Consider the following 25,699-nt stretch of genomic DNA (forward strand, 5'->3'; position numbering starts at 1 on the left):
GAGAGCGGCCAGAAGTTGATTCGCCCGGACAAGCCGGAAGCCATCTTGAACACACACGTCCCCTACTCCTCCCTGCTCGGAGGCGGAATTGAATGCCGAAGGCGCAAAAAACCCGTGACGCTCAAAGAGCGTCTTGACGGATCGGAGGGTGTTGAATTAACTTCGGGAGCGTTGAAACACACGAAGTCGTTTTGGGCCTCCGCCCGACAAATCAGCCAGCTCGCCAAAGCTGGCTTTTTTGTGCCCTATTTTCTTGGTTCCGCCAAATACTCTCCTGTTTACAAGCACTTAGATAATCGAGCTTCAACTCGATTAAAGCCCCTCTTACACTTGCGACGCCCGATCTCGCAAGGAGTATTTCGCAGCAGCTATGTGTGTGAATTTCGGATCTTCGGATGATGTGAAGTTCCGAGGTTTGGAACTTCAGAGGTGCAGAGTTTCGCAAGTTCCGAATCTCGTAACTTCAGAATCTCCGAACTTCTAAAGCTCTGAAATGCAGAACTTGCAAAGTCCAGAAGATCGCAAATTCTGATTCTCGTAACTTCTGAAGCTCTGGAATTCTGAGCTTGTGAACTACTGCGCTTCGGATCTTCAGAAGTGCTGAAGTCGTGATGTTCTGACGCTGTGAAGTTCTGCACTTTGAATGTTGCGAAGTTCTGAATTTCAGAACTTGGGAGCCGTTGTGCTCGAATGTGCAGAAATAACATCTAGTGTGCCGTACTGGGAGATGCTATGCGGAACTCGTAACTGAACAACGCACTTTGCCATGAAAGCTTTCGCTCTCTCAGATATCGAAACCTCGACCGCTCGACTTCCGGATGACCGCGACATCATGTCCGTGCCGGAGGCGTGCAACTTTCTCGACGTCCACCGTAACACGCTCTACAAGCTCATCAACGAGGGGGAGATCCCGGCGTTTCGTCTCACGACCGGCGGACGCTGGAAATTCCGCCGTCGGGAACTGGAGGAGTGGCTTGAAGACCGGCAGGCGAGGCGGACGCGATGAGAAAGCCGATAATCATCAGCGTCGTAAACCACAAGGGAGGATGCCTCAAGACCACCGTCACGGCGAACCTCGGCGCGGCTCTTGCCCGGATGGGGAAGAAGGTGCTGGTCATTGACCTCGACGCTCAGCAGAACTTGACCGCGAGCCTTATCGGGCCAGTTTCGATGGAGGAGGGGAGACGAACCCTTTACGACGCCATTCTCGACGAGACCTCGATAGACGATCTGATCCTACCAACGCCGACCCCGGGACTAGACATCGTGCCGGTGACAGAGGATTTCGCGGGCGCAGACTTGAGTCTCGTGAGCGTCGTCGGGCGAGAGTCGATTTTGAAGAGCTGCCTCGCAAAGACCAAGGCGCTCTCCGACTACGACCTGGTCTTTCTCGACAACCCGCCGTCGATTTCGCTTGTCGTGATGAACTCGCTCGTTGCCAGCCACTACTTCCTCGTTCCGTGTAGCGCCGAATACCTGCCAATGGTCGGCCTTCAGCTCCTCTCCGATTCGATCGCGAAGATGTTCAAGCTCGCGCCGGCTCTCAAAGCCCTCGGGGTCGTTCTCACGCTCTACTCGCACAACGAACGGATCTGCCGTCAGGTCGAAAGCCTGCTCCGGGCCGAGATCGGCGACAGCGTGTTCGATGCCCGAATCCGGGTGAACACCAAGGCCAAGTCGGCACCGAGTGTTCAAAAAACGATCTTCGACTACGAGAAATCTCCCCGCGGAAGGGGTACGGAAGACTTCACGAAACTGGCCGCGGAAGTGCTCGCACGACTTGAGGTCCGCGAGCAGCCCGTGCTGAAGGTCGCAAATGGCTAAAGGGCAGGTCACCGACAAGGAACTCGCGACCGGACTAAAAACGTTCGGCGGGTTCGGCGCGCTCGGCGAGACAAACAGCCGTCCGCGACGTGAAGATCCGTTTCGTGACACCCGCGCCGAAGTCCAAGCGGCGACTCCCCGGATAGAAGTGGTGAAGTCGCCGCCGGCAGAAACGCCGCCGCTTGCGGCACCGGCGGCTGAGGAGAAAATCCCCCAGGTTCGAGACCCGAGACCCGAAGTGCCGCGTCGAGCACGACCCGTAAAGAGAGAGGAGCAGAGCCAGCCGCCTGTTTCGAACGGTCACGAGAAGAAGTCAGAACTCTACACCGAGCGGGTCACGGTCCCTCTCGATGCGGAACTCCGGGATGGTGCGGAAGCTCTCGCAAAGAGTCTTCAACGGCGGAGGACGGACAAAGGGGAGCGCATCACCGCGAACACGGTGATGCGGGTGGCACTGAGAGTCGTGCTCGATTCCTTCGATTCTCGGTCGGTCGGAGTCGTGAACACGGAAGAGGAGCTGTTTCAGGCTGTGTGCGCCGGTCTCCGTCCGACCAAGTCCGGAACTCGATCCGGCGACTAGAGTCGCCGGACGGGGCAAGGCATGAAACAATCTCCGGGAACAACTCTCGGGCCGCTTAGACGGACACTCGTGGGCGACCAGTCGCTTGCGAAACGGCATCAGGTCAAGCTTTCTTTTCCCTGCCAAGACTCGCCGGGAGTAGCTTCTTCCGCTTCAGCGTCGCCTTCACGTCCTTCGGCTTCGCCTTCTTCGTCCCGGCCTTCTTCTTCTCGCTCGGACCGTAGTGCTTGTCGGCTCCGTTCGTCATCGGACTCCTCCTTCGAACACGTCGGGCGACTGAATCCTTTACGTCACCGTGACCTAAAGGATGTAGACCTATGGTATGCACCGCCTAGAGTCGGGTCAAAGATCAACCGACCGATCTTCTGACCCTGGCGAGGGCGACACGGCTTGTCTGACGTTGCGGTTCGATTCGGAAAACGACTCAGGGAGGTGCGCGAGGAAGCAGGGATCTCCCAGGAGAGACTCGCCGAGCTTGCCACGCTTCACCGCACTTACGTCTCAAGCGTCGAGCGGGGGAAGCGGAACATCTCGATCGAGAACATCGAGCGGCTCGCAGTCGCGCTCGGCGTCTCCATGCGAGACCTGATGCCCGAAGACGCCAAACAACCAAAGAAGAAAAGCTAGTCGGAAACGACGAGCGGCTCCACGGGCCGCCCGAGGAGTTCTCCGGTCCGCTCGTAATACTTCCGGAGCGAGTCGCGGGAGGCGAGGAAGAAGAGAAGCACGAGCGGGAGATCAAGCGCCCCGCGCCACCCGAGGAGATAATCCCGGGTTGCGTAGGACCAGACCAGGGCGACGACCATGTTCGCGTAGAACTTGTAATAGCGGTAGTGGACGAGGACGAGGAATTCGAACGCGGCGACGTTCTTCTCCAGGCGGGCGAAATCCCGCTCCGACTTACGAAGCCCGGTCCAGTGGTGCAGCCGATCGATGACGAACCATCGCACCGCGCTCACGGTCAGTCCCGCGGCGAGCGCCATCACCGTGCCGGAGAGAAAAGCGGTGAGGGGAGGGTTCGGATCTCCGCCGGTTCCCCAGGCGGCCTGTCCGGGCGCGAGAAGTGGAAAGCCCTGGAGTGCCGTAAAACCTGGCAACACGTAGGCGATGACCAGCCCGAAGTTGTTGAGCGAACTCTCTTCTGAAGCCACGTCGCGGACTGCTACCACCTTTCGCTCGGAGGGGTAAAGCAGTCTGCAACTCCCAAGTCCGACCCCGTCTCCTACCGCCTTTGGAAATTCCGCCTTCGGGCCAAGACGGTTTTTCTCGAACACGTGGCGATTCCGGAAGCTCCCATACGAATCGGCGAGCCCAGGTCGAATTAGCGGCCCGAACACCTCAGCGCCGCCGAGAACTGACGGCCTTCCCGGCCGTCGGATAGTCCCAGCCGAGACCTTCTCGTCTGAATTAATGCCCAACCTCCACTCGGCCGCTCCGCTTCTCTCCTCGGCCTCCCCGCTGGTTGACTCGGCCACCTCCGTCGGCCCCCGGCCCCACCTGTTCGCTGCTCCGGGCCGCGTCAAGGTCCGGTCGCTTCGCTCCCTCTCCACCTTGTACCCGTCCCGGCTTCGCCCGCCCAAACCCCACCGGCCGAGGTCCGCCTGCGGCCGCCTCGAAATCGAAATCGTTTCCGGGAGGAGGGGCGGTTCGCCACCGGGAGGGCATGAACCGCCCCTCCTTCCGGAAACATTTTCCGGGGAGGGGAGCGGGGTTCGAGACACTCCCCGGTAATTCCGCCGGGACCACTGGAGCGCGAACGCACATGACCACGACAAACCGAAAGGACTGCTGCACTGAAATTACGAAAGCGATAATTGCCGATCTCGAAAAGGGCATCCGCCCCTGGGTGAAACCCTGGGTGAGCGGGGCGAAAAATGCCTGCCGACCACTCCGGAGTACCGGCGAGGCCTACCGGGGAATTAACGTCCTCTGTCTGTGGCGAGCCGCCGACTTAGCCGGTTACAAAAGTCCGCACTGGTTCACCTACCGTCAGGCGCAGGATCTCGGCGGGCAGGTGCGAAGGGGAGAGAAATCAACCCCGGTCCTTTACGCAAACCTCTACCAGAAGACCGAAGACGACGACGCACGGGAGCCGGAAGAAAAGCGAATACCGTTTCTTAAGGCCTACGCGGTCTTTAACGCCGACCAAATCGAAAACCTGCCCGCGAAGTTCTCCGAGAAGGCAAGTCCCGACGTGGACGGGTTCGAGCACGAGCCGAACAAAGCGGCCGTCGAGTTTTTCGCAAACACCGGTGCTGCGATTCGCGAGGACAGAGAATCCGCTCGCTACAGCGTGCTCGAAGACACCATCTACATGCCGCCGTTCCGGGCGTTCGAACACGCGGACCGATACTACTCGACGCTCGCCCACGAACTCACCCACTGGACCGGGCACCCGAAGCGGAGCCCGCGGATCTTTCCGAAGTCGGCTTACACCCCGCAAACCTATGCACGGGAAGAACTCGTTGCCGAACTCGGTGCGGCGTTCCTCTGCGCGGATCTCGGGATAAACCTCACCCCCCGGCCTGATCACGCGGACTACATCGGGAACTGGTTGCAAGTTCTCCGGAACGACAAGCGAGCCATTTTCCAGGCGGCGTCCTACGCCCAACGGGCCGCGGACTACCTGCACAGCCTCCAACCGCAAGCAATCAAACAAGCAGCCTGACCACCGCACCAACCGCCCGAGCGCAATAAGGAACGCGGTCGGGCACTTTTCTGGGAGAAATCAAAATGACCACCGACGACAGCTATCTGATCCATTCGTATTCCCGCCGCGAGGCCATCGAGGACGGGGGTTTAATCGACGCAACGCAGACGGCGAAAGAAGCCGGGTTTCGCTTTCCGGTCGCGCTCACCTCTGCCGTCTGGGCGACGTGCGTGGCGGTTCCCACCGGCGTTACCGGTCAGGACGAAACCGGCCGACTTTGGGACGTGCTCACAATGCTCGGCCACGCCTGCCGCGCGCGGAGCGGAGACGGAAGTGTCCGGTATTTTGACGTGCTCGTCTTTAACGACGACACGACGCCGAAGCCGGTCCGCCTCAAAGCCCTCTGCGGGCCGGACGACGACCTATCCCCGTGCATCACCGTGATGCTTCCCGACGAAGACTGACCCGGAGTCGAATCAGAGCGAGAATGGAGGAAACACGATGTTTACGAACGACGACCGAGCAAAACGATTCGCGGCACTCCTGCCTCGCTACCCCGAGGATGAATACACGAATCTGATCGATCTAATCGCGGACGCCATGCACTGGTGCGACCAAAACGGGGAGGACTTCGACGAGGTACGGCGCATCGCCGCGATGCACTTCGAGGCGGAGGTGGCGGGGGACGAGTAAGCCGTCACCCGCCGCTCTCTACCGACAGGACACGTGGTGCTCCTTCGGAGCGCCGCCGATGCTCGGAAAAAACTCGCGCCACTCAGTTGGCAACAGCGTGTGGTTCACATCGGGACTGCGTTGCACACTCGAAAAGCCTTGAAAACGAGGCCGCCGACATCACTTGCCGCATTTCTCGCGGCGTACAATCACCCTCGATAAGGGGCATCGCCCCTTTGACACATCCTCTCCTTAGGCACCCAGGAGACGGTCACAAAAAGACCGGGTGCGCCGTGCCCCGTCGTCGGCACGAACAGCGTTCCAAAAATCGACGACGGCAGCAGCGTTTCTTTTCGTCGCCCTCAGTTCGCGTGCGCGGCTCAGCACGGTTCAGCTTCCGCGCTCCCATTTTGGGGGGCGCGGCCGGTGAACGTGACACCCGCCGGTTCAAAGGAGGTGATTACTAACCAAGAAAAAGGCAACGGAAGATGGAAACGATTAAGTTGATCGACGTGACAGACAGCGCACGAGAAATGGTTATGCACTTTCCGGGATGGGAAGTCGCGGTAACGCAGCGAGTGTGGGACGAGTGCGTGAAGGTACCGGCAGGACTCGAAGGGGAGAGCGAGACGAGTCGTCTCTGGGATCTCCTTTGCTTCTTCTGGGACGGGGTCAGGCAGCTCGCCACTCCTGAAACTGGTTTGCTGGCTGCGTTCGGCTTCCAGGTCGGAAAGTACGTAACTGACTTCGAGCGCTCATTAGACCTGCCTGCCAAGCGTTGGCCGGACCTCGTAGACCTTCACGCGGTTGCAGGCATCGACTCGTACGGCTCACCGAGGATCGTAGTGGTCTGGCCGGGGGAAGTCTTTCTTTCGCGTCATTGACCACATTGCAACGAATGGTTCCCCGAGGCCCAGACATCTGTCTGGGCCTCCCTTTGTCGTCGCCCGGCAGGGCGCGTCCCGACACCCAAGGCCCGGGTTGTCTCTCGGGCGAAGTTCCAGGTCCTGCTTTCACGGTCAGTAGACTTCCGCCGGGGTGGTCCCGGTGGCCGTGGACGGAGGGCTGGATTCGCTAGCAGCCGGAAGGAGGTTTTTGGATTCGCTGCAATGAACAAGTTGGAGACACTGCAATGAGACAACACAGCAAAGGGCAACAGGAAGCGCAGAAGGTAGTCGTGACGTCGGTGGGGGTGGGGTATTTACTCCCGCCAGAGGCGAAGCCCCCCGCGTGGACGGACAAGATCGAACGCGGAGCCGTGCGCGTCGTCCTCTACGTTGAGAAGTGCCCCATCCGGAACAGCTATCGGTTCCTCATGGCGAACCGGGGATATCGCCCCGAGGTGCCACAGTGGCTACCCACAGACCAAATCCCGAATGCCATCAAGTGCCTTCAGGATGCCCAGAAGGTTGATAAGAAGGCGAAGCGACACCTCGAAGGAGGTATCCTCCGCCGGGTGATTAGGACACTTTTTTAGATCCCCGCAGAAGCTCGGCCCCAGCCGGGCTTCTGCACTTTTCTAATCCCAAGTCGCATTACCACGTCGGTTTTCCGGCCCGCAAGCGTGTCCGGGCGGGACACTGCCAGCCGGACAGACCTCGCTACCGCTCCTCTTCGGTAAGCCCTTTCGGGGCAAGAGCTAGAGCTCTCCAGCTCGGCTCGGTGCTTACAGAAGGTCGGCAGGTCAACTCCGCGTGCAGTCCGATTTTTCTCGACGACTCGCCGAGGTGGGCTGGGCCGCGTGTCGGCTTTTCGATTGTTCGCGGGACTCGAAACGAAAAACCCGGCCGGCAAGTATTTGCCGACCGGGGGCGGCGGGAGCCGATTCAGGATCCCGCGCACAAGTGAACGTGAAGACATCCACTATAGCCTGCACGGAGTCGAAGCGCGAGACCTGTCGAGCTACGGCCGCCGACCCTCTGTCGCTACTCTTTTCCGACACAACTCGGTGAGCTCCCTTCGGCTCTCAGCGTCGCGGGCAAGATTATCAATTTCCCAGGATTCGTGGTAATTAACCCCCGTGTGCGTGCCCAACGACCAGTCGGGACCGGAGGTACCACACCCGTGGTGTCCGCGGTCCCGACTGGATGTTTTTGAGGAGGTTTAGACCTGCTCCATCCGGCCGATCACCTGGGGCCGTGTATGCCGCGCTTTTACGAGAACGAGTCGGAGGCGGTGCTGTACGCTTTGGACGAGATGGGTAGCCAAGAGCGGGCGCTCGTTGAGCGGCTCTTCGAGGCGTTCTCGAAGCACCCGCGGCCCGCCGACTGTGTCCCGCTCGTTCCGCCCGTTCCGTTCGATCCGAAGCGCCCCATCGTCAAGCCGTCTCGCTACGACCAATGGGCGTTGAAGTGGGAGCGGACGATCGCGCGCGACAGAAAACGGGAACGGTGGCGTCGTGTGTGGTGGAACCCGTTGCGAGATGAGGTCATCCGCTTCCTCCATGACAACGGACACCCGTTCTACGAGGGAAGGCCGCAACAGTGGCTCGAAGACGCGTGGGAGAACGACGCGATCAACGTTAACGAAGGCAGGATGTTCATCATCTGGGACATCCTGGTCCACATCCAGGAATGGATCGACACCTTCGTCGGTGACAAGGAGGTCTACCCGGAGTTCTGGCCGCTTCCCGTGGTGGAACTGAGTATCAGCGAGGCAGAGGGACGCTACTGGGCTGTAGGAATCGCCGCGGGACGAGTCGTCTGATGGAGAACGGTTGGTTACCGCCGGGTTCAGGACGCCACCGCCCTGAACCCGGCTTCGGATTTTTTCTGAGCACGCACGCGACACCGACTTACCGCTTCGGTTTTCAATTCGAACGGCGCACACGCCTCTGCCGGTCGGCCCGCTGCCGGAATGATTCTTCGTCATATGCAATTCTCTTGTAAATCGACGATCTGCCGTCAAACACGCCGGAGAGGTCCGCGACGCAGCACCGATCGAACGGCATCCCGAGTATCGTCGTGACGGCTTCGATCAGTTCCTCACGAGTGACCGAAGAGGGCGATAACTCCGCAAGCCGGATGTCACAGGCGGCGGTGTAGAGGTTCGGCTCGGAGCGGAACTGGGCGGCGTAGTGGTGCCGGGCGAGGCGAATGTCATCGAGTTGTTTCCGCCGCAGTCCAGACTTGGTAGACATGCCCGCAAGGCGGCGGGAATGTGAGTAGTGGCTTGCGAGGTAGTAGTACGCGTGCGTCCGGTCGTTCGTACCGCTCAAGAGTTCCTTTGCCCTCGACAGGTCATTTTGGGCATCGTTCGTTCTTGATTCCAGATTGCTACAGAGTTTGAGCCGAGCGCCGAGAACGATCTGGCGCACCGAGAAGCCGTCCTCTCTACCGCGGACCCCGAATAGGTAATCAGCCCTCGCGCGGACGTGCTTCAGGAGGCTGAGTTCGATCTTCTCGTCGTCGAAAGCGTCCGACGGCTGGTGCCACGTCACACCGCTCACGGCTCGTCGCGCCGAAGCATCCACGGGCGAAGAGTGCCCGAGCAGACCGAGGAGCACCGCTGTCTTGCCGCTCTCGTCCGCCCGGCCCAGCGCTCGCTTCCCAATCGTGTGAACCGCCTTCATGTTCACAGGCGATTCCGTCCCCGCCAGATGCGCGGCCTCAAGCCAAGCGTGGGCGAGGCTCGCGACGCGGAGCCGCTGTTTGTCGCTACTCCCGCGATCGAGGTGCCCTGCTAGGTCGTGCAGCAGCCGGCGTGCGCGCGTGAGTGATTCGCAGATTCCCCACCCGTCTCCCGGAACGACGTAGTAATTTCGAGCCAAGCCGCGCGTCAGGGTTTCGAGATGCTCGTCCACTCGCGAATGGAGTTCGTCGGCCTCGTGCCGGAGAATGAAGTAGTCGGGTTTGAGCTTGGGCAGCACTTCAGCGATCTCAAGCTGGCTCTCGTGCCCCCGAGCGAGGGCAAGGAACATTTCGCACAGGTCTCTCCGCGTGTCCTCGGCTACCCGCTTGTCGGTCCGGAATAACTTTGTCACGGTGTGCGGGCTCTTCAACCGCCCGCCGCGGCGCTTCCAGTGTGTGATCGCCTCTTGAAGCCCAGATTTGTTCGGGGCGTAGTCAAACCTACGCAGTAGGTCGAGGAGCCGCTCCAAGTGAAGTGGTGCCCGCTCCCCTTGAACGATAGATCGCCTGCTCTTCGACTGCTGGCTCGCGGTCATGGCGTGCCACTCCGGTAAGTCACCTGGTCGGTCAGCCCATCCTACCCGCGCCCTCAACGCGAATGAAGCGTCAGCGCCGAGTCCGCGCATGTCCGCGCAACGCCGAAAACAGCCATTTACTTGAACTGCGCCCGCGTTGGGACAATGCTGACCTCGTGGCCGGCGATTCTCCCGCCACTCAATGAACTCCGCCCGATCCGCGTAGGGCTACCCAGCAAGGTGGCTCTCGACTCGCGATCGCGCCAACCGGCGTGTCGGGGCGTCCACGCGCCTATCGGCCGCGAGACCCCTTCAAGGAGGCAACGCATGTGCTCGTCGAACCGTTCCGATCCAGACCTCGTCGCCTGGCTCCGCTACCTGGACCGATGGACGTGGCAGAACCGGGCGGTCGTCGTCCCGATCGCCCTCGCCGGACTCGCCGCGGCGGCCGTCGGCCTCGTCGCCCACTTCTTCGGGCCGACCGACCTCGAGCGGGCCGAATCGGACCTTCGCAAAGCCGGGGCCGTCGTAAACGCGATCGAAGCCGAAGCCCCTCGGCAATTGAAGGACTGGCGAGAGCACCGCCAGGAGGCCGCCCATTACCGGAAGCTCGCGGACGAGAACAAGGACAGTTCCGACGTCGAGTTTCTGGAGTGGCATCTAGCGACAGCCCGAGGCCACTCCCGGCTCGCGGGCGCAGCGTCCGACCGGCGCGATCACCTCCTTCGCCTCGCCGCGGAGTACCGACGACTTCTCGCCGAGGCACAGTGCGAAATTCTGGAGGCAAAGGAAGCGCGAGAGCGGGGGATGCCTTACGAAGTTGCCCCGCGCGTTCGTGAACTCCTGAAACCCATCCTCACCAACCACTGACTCCGGAGGTCTCGATGAACTGGCTCTGGGCCTACTTCCGCCGAAAGACCTTTGAAGCGATCCAAGCCGGTGTTCACGACGCCCTCGTGTCCGGAGCTAACCCCTCCGGCATGACCAACGAGCAAGCCACGCTCGCGCTCCTCGCTCTCGCCCGCACGCTCGACCCGACCGCAGTGGCAGGAACCGGAGAGCTGAGTCCACCGACACCACCGCAACTTACCGGCCCGACGCCGAGCGGCACCGGAGAGGCGACAGACCAGGTCAGGAGAGGCCCAGGCCGTCCGAGAAAGCACCAGGAGCCACCGCAATGAACAACAAGATTTCTCTCACCGCCCGTGATCGCGAGATCGTTCCCGCGCTCCTGCACAAAGTGCCTGCTCATTCAGAGTCAGTCCTCGCGCTTTGGTGGCCGGATACTGACGACCCGATCACCTCCGCTGACGACACGCCCGCTGCACGCGAGCTCGCAGCTCCGAACTCTCCCGGAGCACTTCCAGATTAAGTCGGGCGCGGCCCGGCAAATTCCAGGAGCCACCGCAATGAAGAGATCGTTCTCCATCACCGACCGCGACCGCGCGATCCTCCTCGCGGTTCTGCACAAGGTCCCCATTCTCTCGGAGGCAGCCCTCGCGCTGTGGTGGCAGGACACGGACTCCAGCCGCGACAACATGAGCCGCCGCCTCTGGCAACTCCGCGAGGCAGGTCTTCTCGCCCGCTACTCACTGCCGGTCCAAGCAGCACCGCGAGTCGAACTGTTCTACCACTGGGTTCCCGGGATGCCGGAGCCTGACTTCGGTGCGCTCGCGTGGCAACTGTCTCGACGGTGGCAGTCGCTCGAAACGCGCCGAACGGTCTTCTACACCGCGACGGCAACTGCCGCGAACCGCTACGGGCGAACTGTTCAGAACCCACTCCGATCGACCTCGGCAATTCCTCACGCGATCTTGCTCGGGCAACTTTTTGCCCAACTCCATCACACGGCTCCGACACTCGCGAGCGGTTGGGTTGCGGAAGAGGTTGTCGCCGATTCCCGCGGGTACGGGCAGAAGGTAGTTGACTGCCTGATAGTCGATTCCTCTTCAACGCCCGCCCTAGCTCTTGAAATCGCAGGCGCATCCTACGCCGCCTCGAATGGCGAGCGCCTCCGCGAGATTCACAAAGATTGCTCAGAACGTGGCTTGCCTTACGAGATGTGGACCGTTCCTGAAGGGGGTGGGAAATGACCGCCGCAGACGAGTACACGAACCTGTCCGAACACGCGCAGCTTGCGGCTGACCATGTCTGCCGACACTGGCTCGCGACGCCTGACGTTGTGCGCCGGGTAATCTGCCCAACTCTTTCTCTCGACGCAGCACGAAAGTTCCTCGCGCGACTCGTCGAGCGGGGCTGGCTCGTCAGGCACGTGCTTCCCGAGGGCGAACCGTACTTCGTTCTGGGGAGCAAGGCTGTAGCGGCCTTCGGACTCCGCCGGTCCACTCGGGCGCTCGGCATACAAGCTCTTCTCGAACACTACGCGGTCCTACTCGCCTGCACGCGGCGGGGGTGCGGGGTCATTACCGAGGACGAGTTCCGCGCCGAGTTCCCGGACCTCTGCGAGCCGGGCCAGTCGGTGAAGAACTTCTTCGTTGACGAGACTGTCGTGCCGTTCCGCCTGGGTCTCTTCGTCGTCGATCACGACAAGCGGAGCTCCCGCCTCGTCCAGAAAGTCCGCCAGCGCATCGGCCGGATGATGGATACGGACCGACCCGCTCTCCGCCAGCTCGTTCTAAACGGCGGCCTGTCGGTCTCTGTGCTCACCGCCACCGAGGGCAAACGTGCGAACCTGGCTGCCGCGTTCGCCCGGAAGCCCCTCCGGTCCGTCGCCGTGACCGTCGAGGCCCACCCCGAACTCGAATCACTCTTCCTCGTGAACCGGAGGTAAGCTCCATGGCCCGAGAATGGTCTGCCCGCAAGAAGACGCATCTCGTCAAAGACGCAATCAACCCGTCTGCCTTCCGTGCCGCCTATGCGCTCTGGCGGGAAGGCCTCGCGCTGCCCGACGCGAGAATGCTGGTGCTCCGGCTGCTCGTCGCCTACACGCTGATCTTCCTCCCGTTACAGGTCGGGGTGTACTTCCTCGCGGCCCGCTCGCTTGTTCTCGCCGCCCTGCTCACACTCGCTCTCGCGGCCGCCCTCACCGCAGTCGCCGTAGCAAAGCGGCTCGGCCTCGAAGAGCTTCTCCAGAAACTCCCGCTTCTCCTCGTCTTGGTGCTGGTCGGAGCCGGCCTCCTCTACCTCGCCGGCGATTCACCCTGGAAGAGGGACGCGGTCGGCTTCGAGTTCTTCGGCACGTTCTTCATCGTCATCGCCGTGGTCTCCGTCTTGGGGAACCTCTACCAACCGCTCGCCGCCGCCTACCAGACTCTCACCCTGAAAATTCCGGTCCGGGACCTCGCCCTCGCGGCCGCGGGGCTCCTCGTTGCACTCGCACTGGTCGCGGTGAGCCAGGTGCTTGATCGGTCAGCAGCCGTCGTTCTCGCCTTCACGCTCGCGGGCGGTTACGCCGCCCTCGTCGTCGCCGAGCACGTGGCCTGGATGCGGGCGAACCCGGCCCGGGGCCTGGACGAGGACACGCCGGATGCGACGAAACCGGAAAGCGACAGGCACCGCGTCCGCGTGCTCGCAAGCGGCCTCGTGACTGGGTTTTCCTACGGGCTCTTTGTCGTTCTCGTCATTTGGCCGCCACAGCGGGCACCGTGGACCGATCCCTCGGCGCTCTCAGGAGGGCTCCTCGACGGCACCGCCGTCGTTCGGCTCTGGTGTGTGGTGTTCTTCTCTCTCGGCCTGTTCGGCATGAACGCCACACTGGGTTCGCTCCGCTTGCCACGCCAGAAGGGCGTGTCTTACCGGCTCCCCTGGGACGCTCTGGTCGTGTTCCTGACCTACCCCAACACGACGCACCCGCTCTCTTACCGGATCGGCGCGAAGTGGTTGAGGCCGCTGGGGGTGAGGCTCGCTCTTACCGGCCTCGTGCTCTCGACCTCGACGACCGCCCTCCTGGTTTCCGTCAGGAAGCCCGACGGCGCGGCACACTCTCCCAAAGCAGTCGCCGTCGCACCGCCAGCGCATGGGGTGAGCTACCCACGTCCGCTCTCCGCCCCAGATAGGCTCTCACCGTACGAGAGATGGCACTCCGATCGTGACAGCGTCCCAGCCGTTTCAGCCGCGAACCCCGGCCCGGAGCGGGTCCAGCCGCCCGCAGAGGTAGAGTCCGGCTCCTCGTCCGCCGGGGCCTTCGTCGTCTGTGTTTTGATCCTTCTTCTGTTCCCGCCCTCACTCGTCTACGCGATGGTCTTCACGCTCGGGATGTTGGCGCTCCCGCGCTACCACCACCGCTACGAGGCTCTCCCCAGCAGCGAACCGGCCAAGTGACATCGCCCGCGCCAAGCTTGTTCTCTGTTTCCTGCTTCACTCACAACCTCTTCAAGGAGCCCGACATGACCAGTAGAGAAATCGAAGCGGCCCTGGCAATCCACCCCGAACGCCTCCGAGCCATCCTGCATCAACTCCACGACGGTGGCCGCCCGCCGACGCCGTGGGACGTAAAGGTCGAGCGGCTGTTAAACGGCCTCCGTGACCCGCACCTCTACATCGGCAGGACGGTCCGCGACGGCATCCCATGGCTGCTAGCTCTGGAACTGCTCGCGTCGCACGGCCACATAATCGGCGGCAGCGGGACGGGGAAGACAGCGCTCTGTCTCACGCCGCTCGCCCTTCAACTCATCGCCCGGGGTGATGCGTCGGTCGTAGTCCTTGATGCCAAGGGAGACCGCTCCCTTTTCTGGAGTTCATTCATCGAGGCCGCACGAACCGGGCTTCCGTTTCGATGGTTCACCATCGAGCCGGGGTGCGCGAGCTTCTCCTTCAATCCGCTCACCCAGACCTATGACCAGGATCGCACCTTGAATGCGAGCGCGCAGAGCGAGCTTGCATCATTGAGTCTCGATCACGGCGACGAGTACGGTGCAAGCTGGTACACGGCTGGACATCTCGAAATCATAACCGCCTTTTTCGAGAGGTTCCCTGACATCCGCTCTTACGCCGACTTCTTGCGGTACGCCGAAGAGCCTGGCAGTTACATCGCTACGAACACCGACATGGATAGCGCGCGGCACCTCCGAATGGTGCTGCGGCAACTCGCCGCGATAGCGCCGCTCAACATCAGCGAGTCATCCCGGCCGGCCGCGCGTCCGGAAGTTCTACGGAACGGGATCGATCTCGCTGATGTCGTCACCAGGAAACAGGTGGTTTACTTCAATCTGCCTTCGTTGGAGGAGAGGATCACGGCGAAGAGCGTGATGAGGCACGCCATGTTCGGCGTGGTGCAGGCGGCCAAGACGGTCAGTCGTACTCGCAAACTGGTACCGGTCTACCTGATCGTTGACGAGGCCCAGCAGGTGCTCAGCCAGCACACCAAGATCCTCCTCGAAATGGCCCGATCGATGGGCGTGCACCTGATCCTCTCCCACCAATCTGTCGATCAACTCCGGACCGCACACTGGGACATCGCGAGCGTCGTCGAAGGTTCGACCACGTTCAAGCTGAACTTCGAGGCGAGCTCGCTTGCGGCACTACAGAGCATGATCGCGTACGGCGGCGAGGAGCGCGTGCCGACTCTCTCCTACACACAACGGCTCCACCCCGGATTCAAGGAAAACGACGACGACGCCTTCTCACCACGCCTGGCTCACCCGCGGGGCGAGTTCGAGCCGCCGCTCGCTACGGTCGGAGAAACGTATCGGCCCGTGCTGACGGCGCAACAGATTCTCGCCGTCAGCGCCCACCCGCTCCGGGCGTTTGCTCGCTCCCGCAGTGACGGCGGCCTCACCCAGTATGCCGGGAAGTGGGTCGAAATCGAGTGCGAATTCCCGATCACCAAAGACGAGTACAACCAGCGCAACGAGACGCCGATCCCAGCGGAACACCCACTCTGCATCACGGTGGAGTCTGGTCGTAAAGTCCCACGGCACGCCCCACTCACGAACAAGCCACTTCCTGTTCAGTCACCGCCTCCCTCAGTGGACCAGGCCATCGCCGCGCGCCTGAAGGCACTTCGTAACTCGATCCGCGGGAAGCCCTCTGATCCACTCGCGGAGGAGTGACCTTGCCGCTTGCGAGTGAAGTCACGACCTGGGAAGAGCGAGACGCCTCAAGGACTGGCGGCAACGAATCACCACGGTTCCGGTCTCGGGTGCGAACGAACGCCGAGCCGGAACGCTTCAAGCAGCGACTTGAGAAGCTCGGCCTCTTCGCGCTCGTGGAGAGCATCGAGCGGTATGAGACGAACTGGCACTGGAGCGGGACCGGGCAGGGCTATGAGATCCTCTGGCGGGACGGGACGACCTTCGCCGACCTCCTCCCTCTGGCCCGACTGTGAGCCGGAGGCGGAGTTCCGCTTCCTTCCGCCTGTGGAACCTTAAGCCGATCCCAACGTAACTTCTTTCCACGCAGCAACACGGCCGCCAGCGGCGGAGAGAGTGGGCGACAGCTATGACCCCGCCGAACGACGAACTACTCGTCCGGTTACAGAAGATCGAGACGCTCCTTTCTGCGCTCGTTGAGCAGCGCACGGTAAAGGAGTGGTACTCGACTGCGGAGCTAGCAACACTTCTCGGACGGGCCGAGTTCACCGTCAGGGAGTGGTGCCGACTCGGCCGCGTCCGGGCCGAGAAGAAAAAGTGCGGTCGGGGGCCTGCGAGTGAGTGGATCGTCAGCCACGAGGAACTCACTCGCGTGCGGAACGAGGGGCTTCTTCCGGACGCCCGTTCACCCCGCCCGCTCACGTAAGCTCCCACTGGTCTTGTACTTCATTTCGCCCGACACACCTCTTTCCCTCTGAAAAAAATCGCTTCGCTACCGACATCGACTTCGCAGCGTCGGAAGTGCGATACTAGGACTGAATGCGTAGACGAACTGGCCGTTATGGCCACCGCGGCGAGAGACTGCGGAGTCACCGCACTGCGTGAGGGAGGATCCCCTTCGACACCGACCAAAGGCTGCCCCGCGCGACTACGAGCCCCTCAACTATGCAAGTCACCGCCCCGCCCGTGGGGGCGCGCAGTACACGCGGTATCAGCGTGGGGGTAAGGACGACTTGCTCCGCATCCGCGAAAAGGCCGACACGCAACGCGTCGTACTCAGCGTGTTCCTCGTTCAGCCCGGCGCGTCAAAGAGCCAGATGACTTCCGAGCAACTCGAACTTCTCGCCGTCACCGAGAACTACTTGATGGAAACCTTCTGCGTTCCCTTCGGCGTCATCACGAGCCCGTGACGCTCGGGCGAATCGGAATCGAAAGCGGCTCGCTTCATCCAAGTTCCTGCACCATCGGTTCGTCAGATACGTTTGGGGACAAAATGGGGACAGCACTGCCCCTCTAAATGCAGCACGGCTACAATGTGAGCGAAGCGCGGCTCCAGCCGAGAACGCGGTGATTGCCGGCGATTCAGCACAAAACCAGCGTGAGGACGATACGAAGCAAGCCTTGAGAAGGAAGCTTCGAATCCCTCCCTCTCCGTTCCTGCAAGATGGAAAGAGGCATTGCTCGAAAGCCCCTGGTGACCCAGGGGCCTTTTTCATACGTAGGGTGCCCTTCCAAGCCGGTCGTCCCTCTTTTGTCCAGGCTCGCCCAGGACCGCTCCCGGAACTCGGTTCGCGCGGCGGGGCGTGTGCCTTCTATCGTCCCGGAAATTCTTGCAGCCCCACTCGATGTCGAGTAACCTCGGGCGACCCCGAGGGTTACCGCCATGTCCGATTCCACGGGTACCCAGGCCGCCACCCCGCAGCAAGCGCAACGGTCCGCCGCCCTTTCCTCTCTCGCCGGCGGGGTGGACGCCGCCGACCGGTATCAGCTGCGCGACGAGATCGCCCGCGGCGGCATGGGCGTCGTCGTCCGCGGGTGGGACAACGTCCTCAAGCGCGAGGTCGCCGTCAAGCTCCTCCACCCGCAGTTGGTCGGATCGGCGGCCGAGCGGCAGTTCCTGGAGGAGGCGAACGTCACCGGCCAACTCCAGCACCCCGGCATCCCGCCGGTGTACGACCTCGGCACGTTCGCCGACGGCCGCTCGTTCCTCGCGATGAAGCTCGTCCGCGGCCGGACGCTCGCCGCGCTGTTGAAGGACAGCCCAGGCGACCGCGGCCGGTGGGTCGGGGTGTTCGAGGGGGTCTGCCAGGCGGTCGGGTACGCCCACCGCGAGGGGGTCGTCCACCGCGACCTGAAGCCGTCGAACGTCATGGTCGGGGAGTTCGGCGAAGTCCAGGTCATGGACTGGGGCCTCGCGAAGGTACTGGCCCGCGGCCGGGGCCAACCGGCCGCGGCGACCCCGCCCACGGCCGCGGTCGGTTCCGAGACGGCGTCGGACGGGTCGGCCACGACCGGGGAGTGGACGCCGGCCGGGGCGGAAGGGACCACGTTCGATTCCACGCGGGACGGGACCGTCCTCGGGTCGCCGGCGTACATGCCGCCGGAGCAGGCCCGCGGCGAGGTGGCGGGCGTGGGCGAGCGGAGCGACGTGTTCGGCCTCGGCGGCGTCCTGTGCGCGATCCTCACGGGGAAGCCGCCGTTCGCCGCGCAAACGCCGCAGGCGGCGCTCGAGCGGGCCGCCAGAGCAGACTTGGCCGACGCGGTCGGCCGGCTCGATCAATGTGGGGCCGACCCCGAGTTGGTCGCGCTGTGCAAGCGGTGCCTGGCGGCGGACCCCGCCGACCGGCCGGCGGACGGCGGGGAGGTGGCGGCGGCCGTGGCGGCGTTCCGACTGGCGACCGAGGAGCGGGCGCAGCGGGCCGAGCGGGACCGGCACGCGGCCGAAATCCGGGCGGCCGAGCAGGCCCGCCGGCGGCGGGCCGTCCAGCGGTGGGCCGGGGCGGTGGCCGCCGTCCTTGCCCTCGGCGTGGTCGGGACGGCGTTCGGCCTCGTGCGGGCCGACCGCGCCCGTCGGGCCGCCGTGACGGCGCGGGACAAGGCGGCCGCTGCCCGCGACCAGGCGCTCGACGCCCTCGACGCCGTCACGTCTGATACCGCACGGGACGCCCTAATCCGTCAGGCGGCAGTCACCCCGGAGCAGCAGAAGTTTCTGACGACCGTGCTCGACCGGTATCGGGCGCTCGCGGAGGAACAGGCCGACGACGAGGCCGCCCGGTGGCGGGTGGCAAAAGCCCGATTCCAAGTTGGGACGATCGAGTATCGACTCGGCCGACCGGCCCTCGCGGAGGAAGCATTCCGCATCAGCCGGGAAGAGCTTCGGCGGTTAGCGGAGGAGAACCCGGATCGTCTGGAGTACCGTAGTCTACTCGGTCGGTCGGCGGGCAACTTGGCCATCGTCCTGCTCGACGCCCGTCGATCGGCGGAGGCGGAGGTCGTACTCCAGGAGGGATTGCCCGTCTGGGACCGGATGGTGGCGGAAGCCCCGGACGACCCGAAACCGACTTGGGGGCGGGCCAAGACCCGGACGCTGCTCGCCCGCGCGTTGGGCGACCTCAACCGACGGGACGCCGCGGTGGCCGCCTTCCGCTCGGCCGACTCGGAGCTGAGCGGAGCGTCTGCGTCAAACAAGGCCGACTACCGTATCGAGCGGGGGGTAAACCTGTCCAACTTCGCGAACGTGCTCGTCCGGTTCGGCCGGGCGGCCGAGGCCGAGGCCGAGGCCGGGAAGGCGGTCGCCGTGCTTCAGGCGCTCGTCGCCGAACAGCCCGAGGCTGCCATCCCCCGGTCGATGCTGGCGGAAGCCGTATTCGCCTGCGGTGCGGTCCGGCTGGCCCTCGGGCGGTCGGCGGACGCGGTAGCCGACTTTCAGATGGTAGCGGCCGCCCGCGAGCGGCTCGCCGCTGACTTCCCCGCGGACCCCCTCCACCGGCAGCAGCTGGCCGCGGCACAAAATGAGACCGGGCGGGCGCACGCGCTCGGCGGGCGGTTGCCGGCCGCCGAGGCCCCGTTTCGGGCCGCCGTCGCCACCGCCGAGCGACTAGCCGCCGACCACCCAACCAGAGACGAGTACCGACAGGATGTGGCCAAGTACCACAGTAACCTCGGCCAACTGTTGGTTCAACTGAACCGACCGGCCGAGGCCGAACCACTCCTCCAGGCGGTAGCCGCGGTCCGTCAGGCGGCGCTGTCGGCGAACCCGGCGTCCGTGCCGGCGCTCATTTCGTTCGCCGAGATTCAGAGCATCCTCGGCCAGTGCCATCGGGGGCTGCGGCGGTACGATCGGGCGGAGGCAGCGTACCGGGCGGCCCTGGACGCGGCCGAAAAGGTGGCGGCCGCCCGGCCCGCCGATCCGGGGTCGGTCGTGCGGGTGGCGGGGCTGCTCAGCAACCTCGGGGTGCTGCTCTCCGCCACCGGCCGCCACGCCGAGGCCGTCGCGCTCTTTACCCGGTCGGCCGACGCCCTCGCCCCGGCGTTCGCGACCGCCCCCAACGATCTGACTGTCCGGATCTACCTGCGGAACGCGAACGGGAATCGGGCGGAGGCGCTCGGCAAACTCGGCCGGCACGCCGACGCCCTGCCCGCGTGGGACCGGGCGCTGGAACTGGCGTCCCCGGCCGAGGTGCCGAGGATTCGCACCTTCCGGGCCTACGCCCGCGTACGGGCCGGCCGGTCGGCCGACGCCGTCGCCGAGACGAACGATCTCGCCGCCGACCCGCGCTGCCCGGCCGACCGGCTGTACGCCTTGGGGTGTGTTGTCGCCCTGGCGGCGGCCGCCGACCCGGCCCGCCGGGACGAGTACGCCGGCCGCGCGGTCGAGTTGCTCCGACGGGCGAAGGTGGGCGGGTTCTCGGACCTGGCGCGCATGGCGGCCGACGACGACCTGGCCGTGCTCCGCGACCGGCCCGACTTCCGGTCGTTGACCGCGAGGCGAGAACCCGCCCCGCCGCCGCGCGAACCCGTGCCCGACGGGAAGTAACAATTTCCTCCGGCGCGCGCCGGTTTCCGGGACCACGGGTTCCGCGCGCAGGCCCGGCAGTGGAACCGTGCCGCGACTTCGCCGCCGGTCCACCCCGCGCTCGTCGCCGGTGAAGCAGATCATCGACCGCGTCTTCGTTGTCGGCGGGGACGGTCGGTGTTCAAATGGTGGCCCGTCACAGGCCCAGGGGTTATCCGTACCACATCCCCATCACGACCGGCTTCGCGGGTGGTTCCGCCGCACGGACGCCCCGGCCCCGGACGACGCCGCCCCGATGACTTTCGCGAACGTGAGCCGCGGCTCGCAGGAATGACTTCGGGCCACAAAAGATGCAAGCCGCAACAAGTTGCGGCTCGGTGTAGCGACGGGACTATTTGTTCAGTACACCCGGAGGGATTCGAACCCCCAACCCTCGGTTCCGAAGACCATGTTAACTGATTTTTTGTGCGTTAGCATGAATAAAAAGCAGCGTGCCATCTTCATGACTTTTGGCACGTATTCATCGCGTTCAACGGTCGCGGTACACCCTCCGGAACACCCTGACCGGTCAAGGTCTTGATGATCTCGACGCAGAGGCGGAGGTTGTTTTCCAGTTCCTCTCGGCTTAGTGTTCGCAGTTCGTCCCCAGCCCCGCCGTCGCCAATGAGCGGGAGCTTGCCCACCGATTCGGCCAGTTGTCCTTCCCCCACATGGGTGTAGACCGCGAGCGTCAGGGTCGGGTCCGAGTGGCGGGCCAACAACTGAAGCTCCTTCACGCCGATCTTCGCGGCCGCGAGGCACGAGACGAACGTGTGCCGCAGGGCGTGGAAGTCGAGGCACTTGACGCCCTCGGCCGTCTGCACCTTGTACGCGACGCCGGCGGCCCGGAGGTCGGCCCGCAGCATCTTCACCGGCTGAAACCGCCACGTCCCCGGCCAAAGCGGACCGTCCTCCTTCCCGGCGAGGTACTCCCGGAACTGTTGGGCGACGTTGGGCGGTATCGGCTGCCGGACCAACTTTCGGTTCTTCTTCCGCGGGTCGCCGGGCAGGACGACCACCGGGGGCCGGTCGTCGATCGCTAGGTGGCACTTCGAGAGCCGCGCCAGTTCCGACGCCCGGAACCCGGTTGAGAAGCCGAGCAGGTAGACGTGGTATCGGTCCGCCCCGCTCAGGCCCCGCCACTCCTCCTTCGAGTTGCGGGCCGCCAGCAACAGGGCCGCCAGCTCCGCCGGCGTCCCGACCCGCCGGAGGTGGACGCGGTTGGCCTTCGGGTCGAAGCCCACCACGTCATCGAACAGGTCGGCGCGGACCGGGAGCCGCTTCCGGACTGAGAGCCACCACACGAACCGCTTCGCGGCCTTCCGGTAGAAGTCGGCGCTCTGGTGGCTGAACCCGCCGTCCTTCCGGGGCAGCGAGACCCGTTCCAGGAGCCACCGGGCCAGGGCCTTCGGCGCGGCCGCGTTGAGGTTCGAGCAGGTGACGAACTTGCATGCGTCCAGCATCGTGCGGACGCGCTGCAGGTTCAGGTCAACTTGTTCGGGCGACGGGAGCCGGGACTTGCCCCGCACCTTGCTGCCCAGACCGACGGCCATGTCCTCGCCGAACTCCGGCAGCAGCGCGGCGAGTTGCTTCGCCCCGCCGTTCCGCTCGGGAAGGTCGTGGATGCCCCGTTCCGCGTCGGACACCATCTTCGCCAACATCGCCTCGGCCACCCGCCGGTCGGCCGACAGCGGGAACCCCTTCTTCGGCGGGAAGCCGGGGACGCCGCGGCCGTACCATTTCCGGGTCTTGACGTTGAACTTCCGCGCCCCCGGCGCGGCCTTGTCGCACCGGCGGCCGGCCGCGTCCCGGTAAATCGTCTTCGTGATCTTGATGAGCGACGGCATTTCTCACCTGCGCGCCTTGACGGAACTTCCCCACCCCGGCCATAACGAATCGGCAAAAATTACAACCGGACACTTTGACAGCTTACTGTACGGCTGTATATCTTTCAAACGGTGCTGCCAATCCGTGTCCTTCTTGGAGCCTGACATGCCTCTTCAACCCCACGCGAAGATCCGGGACGGCCGGGTCGAGATCGTCGGCCAGTTGCCGATCCTGCAGGACGTGCAATCCCCGATGCCGCCGCCAACGCCGACGAGCGCCAGGGACAAGGCCACCCACTCCCCCGACTTCACGTCCGTGAACTGGTTCGGAACCCAGTACGCCTTCAGCCCGACGCAGCGGGCGATCGTGGCGGTGCTGTGGCGGGCCTGGGTCGATGGGTACGAGTGGGTCCACCAAGACACCCTCCTGGAGAACGCGGACTCGATGTGCGGCCGGCTTCAATCGGTGTTCAAGGGGCACCCGGCCTGGCGGACGATGATCGTTTCGAGCGACGCCTTTCCGGGGCAGCCGCTGGGGGCCTACAAGTTGAACGCCCCGACGTGAGGCCGGACGCCGAGCTATCGCCTACGAGCGGCCCCGGAGGAACCGGGGTTTTTTCATTCCTTCTCGACGGCGGGCGGCTTGGGGTCGCCCTTCAGATACTTGCTCAACTTGTCCCTGGCCGCGCCGTAGAATACGACGGCCAGCACGATCAGGAAGACGGCGAGGCAACCGCCGATCGTCCCGTTGAACCCCTTCTCGAGACTCGATTCTTCCTTCGGGTCTTTCGCTTCCATCACAGTCACCCTCAGCAGCACCGTCGGGGGCGGAACACCGGACCGCTTATCATTCGAGCGTGCCGAGTGCGGCGCGTCACTTGTCCTTCTTGGCGTTCTCGCGGGCGCGGATCGCCTCCCTGATGAGCAAGTTCGCGTGGTACGAGAGGCTATTTTTCTTGCCGATGTCGGGCAGGGCCGCAAGCAGGTCGTACACGTCGCGATCCAACGTGACGCGAACCTGGGCGGCGGATGGCTTCGGTTCGGCGGGCGGCTTCTTCTTTCCCATGGCCAGAATTGAACGGACGGCGCGGGAAGGTGCAAGCCGAATCAGTGAAGATTTCGGGCTGGAATCGGCTGTGACGGCCGAGGATGGGCTGAGTTAGCCCGTTTCAGGCTAAAGTAGCCCGCGTCAGGCTGCCGATGGGTAATAGTGTCAGGGCAATCGCAACGAGCGACGAGAACCGAGGTGATGGGATGCGGGCCGCGAAGAAGATCACCGTGAAGCAGATGCGGGCGATGATCCGGGAGTACACCGACGGGAAAACCCGGTCCCTTCCGACGATCCGCCGGTGGCTTCAGAGCGGCGTCCACCTCGACGCGACGAACGAGCTTGTCACCTTGCCCTCGACGACCTGCCCCACAACCGGCACGCGGGAGATCCTGTACGCGGACGCCGTGGCCTTCTGCGAGAAGGTGTTCGGCAAGAAAGGCAAGGTGGCGAGTGGGCAAGGCGGTTGAACTGCTCCGGGAGATTCGAGACGCCCTCGCCGCGCCGAAGAAGTTGCTGCTGACGGCTCGGGAGGCTTCCCAACTCCTGGGTATCTGCGTCGCGTCATTGCACGCCGGGGAGAATTCGGGCCGGATGCCGGCCGCCGTCGAGACCGTCGGAGGCCCCCGGTGGCGGAGAGAGGAATTAGAGCAATGGGTTCGATCGCTGAAGCCTCGAAGGAAGAAACGCCCGCGGAACCCCTGGGGCGCGAAAGGCCAACCAAAGACGGTCGAATCCGCGACAGCCTGATCCGGGAACTGGCCCGGCTACCCGATCCCCCGATGGCCGACGAATTGCGGCGGGCTTACCTCCGGGAACTGGTCGCGCATCACGGGCGGCAGCCGAACAAGCTGGCCCCGATACTCGGGGTGTCGTTGAAGACGGTTTACAACTGGCTCCACGAACTGGAGGCGAAAGGTGAGTATCCCGTCGTCGAGCCGACCGCTGCTGTTGGGTGGGGAATGTAAGCCGGCGAAGTCGCCGCCACCGCCCGATCCGCTGGACGAGATCATCGGCCAGTGCGAGCGGTTCAAGTGGCTGGCGAACACGCTGGCCTAGATGGAGAACCGACACCGGGCGGCGGCGCTCCTGCGGTTCATGGTGGACGAGCTGGAAGACTACGCCCGGAAGCTGTTCGACTTCCCGGACGCGACCGCCGACGACGTGCGGCTGTGCGTCCAGTACGGGTGCGATCCCTCGGAACTACCGAGGTGGTGACAGCAAACACAAGCCAGTCACGGCTTGGCCTGGTGCGGCCGGACCTGGCTCGGCGGGGTGTGGCAGGGCGCGGCGGGGTATGGCAGGGCGTGGCTGGGTGTGGCTCGGCGCGGCTTGGCCTGGCCGGTCGAGGCGCGGCAAGGCTTTTCCACAAAGGAGTATGTATGAGCAGCAAGACGACGGCGAGAAGCGGCGCGGCCAAGTCGCGGGCCGAAAAAGGCACGCGGGGCATCGTGACTCGGTCCGTGTCGATCGATGGCATCACCGACGTGATGTTCGACCGGTACCCCGGCGACAACCAAACGGTACTGGAAGCATGGCAAAAGCTCTATTTCGACCCGGCGAACGATCGACACCTCGTGTTGCCTTCGCAGAATCTCATGTCGTTTCTATCGGCCCAGAACACGGATTCCGCGCCGAAGCGACTCCTGGACGCGAGGACGTACAAGAAGACAGCCCTGGCGTGCCTGTCGTTCGTGACCATCGGGCCGGCGTACATCCCGTTCCTCCGGGACGGTAAGCCCGTGGCGTTCGGCCGGTTCGAGGGCGACCGCGACCCGGAATCCGGCGTCTATATCCATCGCAGCGTAGCGCGGCTGGAGAAGGGGATCCCGAACCCGAAGGTCCGGCCGGTGCTGCCGCTGCCGTGGTCGCTGGCGTTCACCATCACGATCTACCCGAACCCGCACCTGCAAGAACAGCAGCTCATCAACATCTTCGAGGGCGGCGGGATCGCCCTCGGCATCGGGACCTTCCGCGGGCAGTTCGGCAAGTTCCGAGTTGCATCGTGGGAATGATGCAGGGCGCGTCGCGGCTCGGTACGGCGTGGCCGGGTAGGGCGGGGCACGGCCCGGCATGGCGAGGCCGCGCATGGCGCGGCAAGGCGATGCATGGCGTGGCGAGGCTCCTTATT

30 protein-coding genes are annotated in these 25,699 nt (G+C 64.0%); 24 read left to right on the forward strand and 6 right to left on the reverse strand.

Annotated features, from left to right (window positions below):
- Nucleotides 1-766 precede the first annotated feature (766 nt).
- From AC5JJ2_RS18755 to AC5JJ2_RS18765, 3 genes are read left to right on the forward strand one after another with little or no spacing between them, the layout of a single operon-like run.
- Entirely contained in the window at nt 767-1,006 is a 240-nt protein-coding gene (locus AC5JJ2_RS18755; protein ID WP_495859549.1) for a helix-turn-helix domain-containing protein, read from the forward strand.
- Nucleotides 1,003-1,824: a ParA family protein gene (locus AC5JJ2_RS18760; protein WP_495859550.1), complete on the forward strand. Its 822-nt coding sequence runs from the start codon at nt 1,003-1,005 to the stop codon at nt 1,822-1,824. The genes AC5JJ2_RS18755 and AC5JJ2_RS18760 overlap by 4 nt, the downstream gene beginning before the upstream one ends.
- Nucleotides 1,817-2,404 carry a hypothetical protein gene (locus AC5JJ2_RS18765; protein ID WP_495859551.1) on the forward strand — a complete coding sequence of 196 codons (588 nt, stop codon included), beginning with the start codon at nt 1,817-1,819 and terminating at the stop codon, nt 2,402-2,404. The genes AC5JJ2_RS18760 and AC5JJ2_RS18765 overlap by 8 nt, the downstream gene beginning before the upstream one ends.
- A 103-nt stretch (nt 2,405-2,507) precedes the next feature.
- Here the strand turns inward: AC5JJ2_RS18765 and AC5JJ2_RS18770 are convergent, their stop codons facing one another.
- A complete protein-coding gene (locus AC5JJ2_RS18770; protein WP_495859552.1) occupies nt 2,508-2,651 on the reverse strand; it encodes a hypothetical protein in 144 nt (47 codons plus the stop codon).
- A gap of 143 nt (nt 2,652-2,794) precedes the next feature.
- On the opposite strand from AC5JJ2_RS18770, the gene AC5JJ2_RS18775 reads away from it, so the two are divergent.
- The gene (locus tag AC5JJ2_RS18775) at nt 2,795-3,031 is read left to right on the forward strand and encodes a helix-turn-helix domain-containing protein (protein WP_495859553.1); all 237 of its coding nucleotides are present in this window, start codon (nt 2,795-2,797) and stop codon (nt 3,029-3,031) included.
- Here the strand turns inward: AC5JJ2_RS18775 and AC5JJ2_RS18780 are convergent.
- Nucleotides 3,028-3,879, reverse strand: a complete 852-nt coding sequence (locus AC5JJ2_RS18780) for a hypothetical protein (RefSeq protein WP_495859554.1) — start codon at nt 3,877-3,879, stop codon at nt 3,028-3,030. The two genes, AC5JJ2_RS18775 and AC5JJ2_RS18780, sit on opposite strands and share 4 nt — an antisense overlap.
- Nucleotides 3,880-4,166: 287 nt before the next feature.
- On the opposite strand from AC5JJ2_RS18780, the gene AC5JJ2_RS18785 reads away from it, so the two are divergent.
- From AC5JJ2_RS18785 to AC5JJ2_RS18810, 6 genes are all read left to right on the forward strand, one after another.
- Nucleotides 4,167-5,072, forward strand: a complete 906-nt coding sequence (locus tag AC5JJ2_RS18785; RefSeq protein ID WP_495859555.1) for an ArdC family protein — start codon at nt 4,167-4,169, stop codon at nt 5,070-5,072.
- 65 nt (nt 5,073-5,137) lie between these two features.
- Nucleotides 5,138-5,518: a DUF6573 family protein gene (locus AC5JJ2_RS18790; protein ID WP_495859556.1), complete on the forward strand. Its 381-nt coding sequence runs from the start codon at nt 5,138-5,140 to the stop codon at nt 5,516-5,518.
- A 37-nt stretch (nt 5,519-5,555) separates the two neighbouring features.
- On the forward strand, nt 5,556-5,747 hold the full coding sequence (locus AC5JJ2_RS18795) for a hypothetical protein (RefSeq protein ID WP_495859557.1): 192 nt from the start codon (nt 5,556-5,558) through the stop codon (nt 5,745-5,747).
- Nucleotides 5,748-6,214: 467 nt separating this feature from the next.
- The gene (locus AC5JJ2_RS18800; protein ID WP_495859558.1) at nt 6,215-6,610 is read left to right on the forward strand and encodes a hypothetical protein; all 396 of its coding nucleotides are present in this window, start codon (nt 6,215-6,217) and stop codon (nt 6,608-6,610) included.
- A 248-nt stretch (nt 6,611-6,858) separates the two neighbouring features.
- A complete protein-coding gene (locus AC5JJ2_RS18805) occupies nt 6,859-7,203 on the forward strand; it encodes a hypothetical protein (protein ID WP_495859559.1) in 345 nt (114 codons plus the stop codon).
- 665 nt (nt 7,204-7,868) lie between these two features.
- On the forward strand, nt 7,869-8,432 hold the full coding sequence (locus AC5JJ2_RS18810) for a hypothetical protein (RefSeq protein ID WP_495859560.1): 564 nt from the start codon (nt 7,869-7,871) through the stop codon (nt 8,430-8,432).
- Nucleotides 8,433-8,535: 103 nt separating this feature from the next.
- Here AC5JJ2_RS18810 and AC5JJ2_RS18815 read toward each other — a convergent pair whose 3' ends face one another.
- On the reverse strand, nt 8,536-9,891 hold the full coding sequence (locus AC5JJ2_RS18815) for a hypothetical protein (protein ID WP_495859561.1): 1,356 nt from the start codon (nt 9,889-9,891) through the stop codon (nt 8,536-8,538).
- Between the two features lie 306 nt (nt 9,892-10,197).
- Between AC5JJ2_RS18815 and AC5JJ2_RS18820 the strand changes: the two genes are divergently transcribed.
- The 9 genes from AC5JJ2_RS18820 to AC5JJ2_RS18860 all read left to right on the forward strand — a co-directional run bounded on the left by AC5JJ2_RS18820 (nt 10,198) and on the right by AC5JJ2_RS18860 (nt 20,676).
- Complete coding sequence (locus AC5JJ2_RS18820) at nt 10,198-10,740, forward strand: hypothetical protein (protein WP_495859562.1); 543 nt, start codon at nt 10,198-10,200, stop codon at nt 10,738-10,740.
- A 539-nt stretch (nt 10,741-11,279) separates the two neighbouring features.
- Complete coding sequence (locus tag AC5JJ2_RS18825) at nt 11,280-11,963, forward strand: hypothetical protein (protein WP_495859563.1); 684 nt, start codon at nt 11,280-11,282, stop codon at nt 11,961-11,963.
- A complete protein-coding gene (locus AC5JJ2_RS18830; RefSeq protein ID WP_495859564.1) occupies nt 11,960-12,661 on the forward strand; it encodes a hypothetical protein in 702 nt (233 codons plus the stop codon). The genes AC5JJ2_RS18825 and AC5JJ2_RS18830 overlap by 4 nt, the downstream gene beginning before the upstream one ends.
- 5 nt (nt 12,662-12,666) lie before the next feature.
- Entirely contained in the window at nt 12,667-14,151 is a 1,485-nt protein-coding gene (locus tag AC5JJ2_RS18835; RefSeq protein WP_495859565.1) for a hypothetical protein, read from the forward strand.
- Nucleotides 14,152-14,216: 65 nt separating this feature from the next.
- Nucleotides 14,217-15,881 (forward strand): TraM recognition domain-containing protein, encoded by a 1,665-nt coding sequence (locus AC5JJ2_RS18840; RefSeq protein ID WP_495859566.1) that lies wholly within the window; start codon nt 14,217-14,219, stop codon nt 15,879-15,881.
- A gap of 2 nt (nt 15,882-15,883) precedes the next feature.
- Nucleotides 15,884-16,156, forward strand: coding sequence for a hypothetical protein (locus AC5JJ2_RS18845; RefSeq protein WP_495859567.1), 273 nt, complete (start codon nt 15,884-15,886; stop codon nt 16,154-16,156).
- A 113-nt stretch (nt 16,157-16,269) separates the two neighbouring features.
- Nucleotides 16,270-16,566 carry a hypothetical protein gene (locus AC5JJ2_RS18850; RefSeq protein ID WP_495859568.1) on the forward strand — a complete coding sequence of 99 codons (297 nt, stop codon included), beginning with the start codon at nt 16,270-16,272 and terminating at the stop codon, nt 16,564-16,566.
- Nucleotides 16,567-16,873: 307 nt separating this feature from the next.
- Complete coding sequence (locus AC5JJ2_RS18855) at nt 16,874-17,050, forward strand: hypothetical protein (RefSeq protein WP_495859569.1); 177 nt, start codon at nt 16,874-16,876, stop codon at nt 17,048-17,050.
- Nucleotides 17,051-17,523: 473 nt separating this feature from the next.
- Complete coding sequence (locus AC5JJ2_RS18860; RefSeq protein ID WP_495859570.1) at nt 17,524-20,676, forward strand: protein kinase domain-containing protein; 3,153 nt, start codon at nt 17,524-17,526, stop codon at nt 20,674-20,676.
- A 479-nt stretch (nt 20,677-21,155) separates the two neighbouring features.
- On the opposite strand, the gene AC5JJ2_RS18865 is transcribed toward AC5JJ2_RS18860, so the two are convergent.
- Nucleotides 21,156-22,541: a tyrosine-type recombinase/integrase gene (locus AC5JJ2_RS18865; protein WP_495859571.1), complete on the reverse strand. Its 1,386-nt coding sequence runs from the start codon at nt 22,539-22,541 to the stop codon at nt 21,156-21,158.
- 145 nt (nt 22,542-22,686) lie between these two features.
- Here AC5JJ2_RS18865 and AC5JJ2_RS18870 point away from each other — a divergent pair, with 145 nt between their 5' ends.
- Nucleotides 22,687-23,085, forward strand: coding sequence for a hypothetical protein (locus AC5JJ2_RS18870; protein ID WP_495859572.1), 399 nt, complete (start codon nt 22,687-22,689; stop codon nt 23,083-23,085).
- Nucleotides 23,086-23,138: 53 nt separating this feature from the next.
- Here the strand turns inward: AC5JJ2_RS18870 and AC5JJ2_RS18875 are convergent, their stop codons facing one another.
- Both AC5JJ2_RS18875 and AC5JJ2_RS18880 read right to left on the reverse strand, forming a co-directional pair.
- Complete coding sequence (locus tag AC5JJ2_RS18875; protein ID WP_495859573.1) at nt 23,139-23,318, reverse strand: hypothetical protein; 180 nt, start codon at nt 23,316-23,318, stop codon at nt 23,139-23,141.
- Nucleotides 23,319-23,394: 76 nt separating this feature from the next.
- Nucleotides 23,395-23,586: a hypothetical protein gene (locus AC5JJ2_RS18880; protein WP_495859574.1), complete on the reverse strand. Its 192-nt coding sequence runs from the start codon at nt 23,584-23,586 to the stop codon at nt 23,395-23,397.
- 188 nt (nt 23,587-23,774) lie between these two features.
- Between AC5JJ2_RS18880 and AC5JJ2_RS18885 the strand changes: the two genes are divergently transcribed.
- From AC5JJ2_RS18885 to AC5JJ2_RS18900, 4 genes are all read left to right on the forward strand, one after another.
- Entirely contained in the window at nt 23,775-24,038 is a 264-nt protein-coding gene (locus AC5JJ2_RS18885) for a hypothetical protein (RefSeq protein WP_495859575.1), read from the forward strand.
- Between the two features lie 183 nt (nt 24,039-24,221).
- A complete protein-coding gene (locus AC5JJ2_RS18890; protein ID WP_495859576.1) occupies nt 24,222-24,536 on the forward strand; it encodes a hypothetical protein in 315 nt (104 codons plus the stop codon).
- A 91-nt stretch (nt 24,537-24,627) separates the two neighbouring features.
- Nucleotides 24,628-24,786, forward strand: coding sequence for a hypothetical protein (locus AC5JJ2_RS18895; protein ID WP_495859577.1), 159 nt, complete (start codon nt 24,628-24,630; stop codon nt 24,784-24,786).
- A 164-nt stretch (nt 24,787-24,950) separates the two neighbouring features.
- The gene (locus AC5JJ2_RS18900) at nt 24,951-25,583 is read left to right on the forward strand and encodes a hypothetical protein (RefSeq protein ID WP_495859578.1); all 633 of its coding nucleotides are present in this window, start codon (nt 24,951-24,953) and stop codon (nt 25,581-25,583) included.
- Nucleotides 25,584-25,699: the final 116 nt, after the last annotated feature.

Source organism: Limnoglobus sp. (genome assembly GCF_059499385.1).

Bases quoted from the DNA above. Each gene is read 5' to 3' on its own strand.
- AC5JJ2_RS18755 (WP_495859549.1), top strand. From the start codon at position 767: ATGAAAGCTTTCGCTCTCTCAGATATCGAAACCTCGACCGCTCGACTT.
- AC5JJ2_RS18760 (WP_495859550.1), top strand. From the start codon at position 1,003: ATGAGAAAGCCGATAATCATCAGCGTCGTAAACCACAAGGGAGGATGC.
- AC5JJ2_RS18765 (WP_495859551.1), top strand. From the start codon at position 1,817: ATGGCTAAAGGGCAGGTCACCGACAAGGAACTCGCGACCGGACTAAAA.
- AC5JJ2_RS18770 (WP_495859552.1), bottom strand. From the start codon at position 2,651: ATGACGAACGGAGCCGACAAGCACTACGGTCCGAGCGAGAAGAAGAAG.
- AC5JJ2_RS18785 (WP_495859555.1), top strand. From the start codon at position 4,167: ATGACCACGACAAACCGAAAGGACTGCTGCACTGAAATTACGAAAGCG.
- AC5JJ2_RS18790 (WP_495859556.1), top strand. From the start codon at position 5,138: ATGACCACCGACGACAGCTATCTGATCCATTCGTATTCCCGCCGCGAG.
- AC5JJ2_RS18795 (WP_495859557.1), top strand. From the start codon at position 5,556: ATGTTTACGAACGACGACCGAGCAAAACGATTCGCGGCACTCCTGCCT.
- AC5JJ2_RS18800 (WP_495859558.1), top strand. From the start codon at position 6,215: ATGGAAACGATTAAGTTGATCGACGTGACAGACAGCGCACGAGAAATG.
- AC5JJ2_RS18805 (WP_495859559.1), top strand. From the start codon at position 6,859: ATGAGACAACACAGCAAAGGGCAACAGGAAGCGCAGAAGGTAGTCGTG.
- AC5JJ2_RS18810 (WP_495859560.1), top strand. From the start codon at position 7,869: ATGCCGCGCTTTTACGAGAACGAGTCGGAGGCGGTGCTGTACGCTTTG.
- AC5JJ2_RS18815 (WP_495859561.1), bottom strand. From the start codon at position 9,891: ATGACCGCGAGCCAGCAGTCGAAGAGCAGGCGATCTATCGTTCAAGGG.
- AC5JJ2_RS18820 (WP_495859562.1), top strand. From the start codon at position 10,198: ATGTGCTCGTCGAACCGTTCCGATCCAGACCTCGTCGCCTGGCTCCGC.
- AC5JJ2_RS18825 (WP_495859563.1), top strand. From the start codon at position 11,280: ATGAAGAGATCGTTCTCCATCACCGACCGCGACCGCGCGATCCTCCTC.
- AC5JJ2_RS18830 (WP_495859564.1), top strand. From the start codon at position 11,960: ATGACCGCCGCAGACGAGTACACGAACCTGTCCGAACACGCGCAGCTT.
- AC5JJ2_RS18835 (WP_495859565.1), top strand. From the start codon at position 12,667: ATGGCCCGAGAATGGTCTGCCCGCAAGAAGACGCATCTCGTCAAAGAC.
- AC5JJ2_RS18840 (WP_495859566.1), top strand. From the start codon at position 14,217: ATGACCAGTAGAGAAATCGAAGCGGCCCTGGCAATCCACCCCGAACGC.
- AC5JJ2_RS18850 (WP_495859568.1), top strand. From the start codon at position 16,270: ATGACCCCGCCGAACGACGAACTACTCGTCCGGTTACAGAAGATCGAG.
- AC5JJ2_RS18860 (WP_495859570.1), top strand. From the start codon at position 17,524: ATGTCCGATTCCACGGGTACCCAGGCCGCCACCCCGCAGCAAGCGCAA.
- AC5JJ2_RS18865 (WP_495859571.1), bottom strand. From the start codon at position 22,541: ATGCCGTCGCTCATCAAGATCACGAAGACGATTTACCGGGACGCGGCC.
- AC5JJ2_RS18870 (WP_495859572.1), top strand. From the start codon at position 22,687: ATGCCTCTTCAACCCCACGCGAAGATCCGGGACGGCCGGGTCGAGATC.
- AC5JJ2_RS18875 (WP_495859573.1), bottom strand. From the start codon at position 23,318: ATGGAAGCGAAAGACCCGAAGGAAGAATCGAGTCTCGAGAAGGGGTTC.
- AC5JJ2_RS18880 (WP_495859574.1), bottom strand. From the start codon at position 23,586: ATGGGAAAGAAGAAGCCGCCCGCCGAACCGAAGCCATCCGCCGCCCAG.
- AC5JJ2_RS18885 (WP_495859575.1), top strand. From the start codon at position 23,775: ATGCGGGCCGCGAAGAAGATCACCGTGAAGCAGATGCGGGCGATGATC.
- AC5JJ2_RS18890 (WP_495859576.1), top strand. From the start codon at position 24,222: ATGGGTTCGATCGCTGAAGCCTCGAAGGAAGAAACGCCCGCGGAACCC.
- AC5JJ2_RS18895 (WP_495859577.1), top strand. From the start codon at position 24,628: ATGGAGAACCGACACCGGGCGGCGGCGCTCCTGCGGTTCATGGTGGAC.
- AC5JJ2_RS18900 (WP_495859578.1), top strand. From the start codon at position 24,951: ATGAGCAGCAAGACGACGGCGAGAAGCGGCGCGGCCAAGTCGCGGGCC.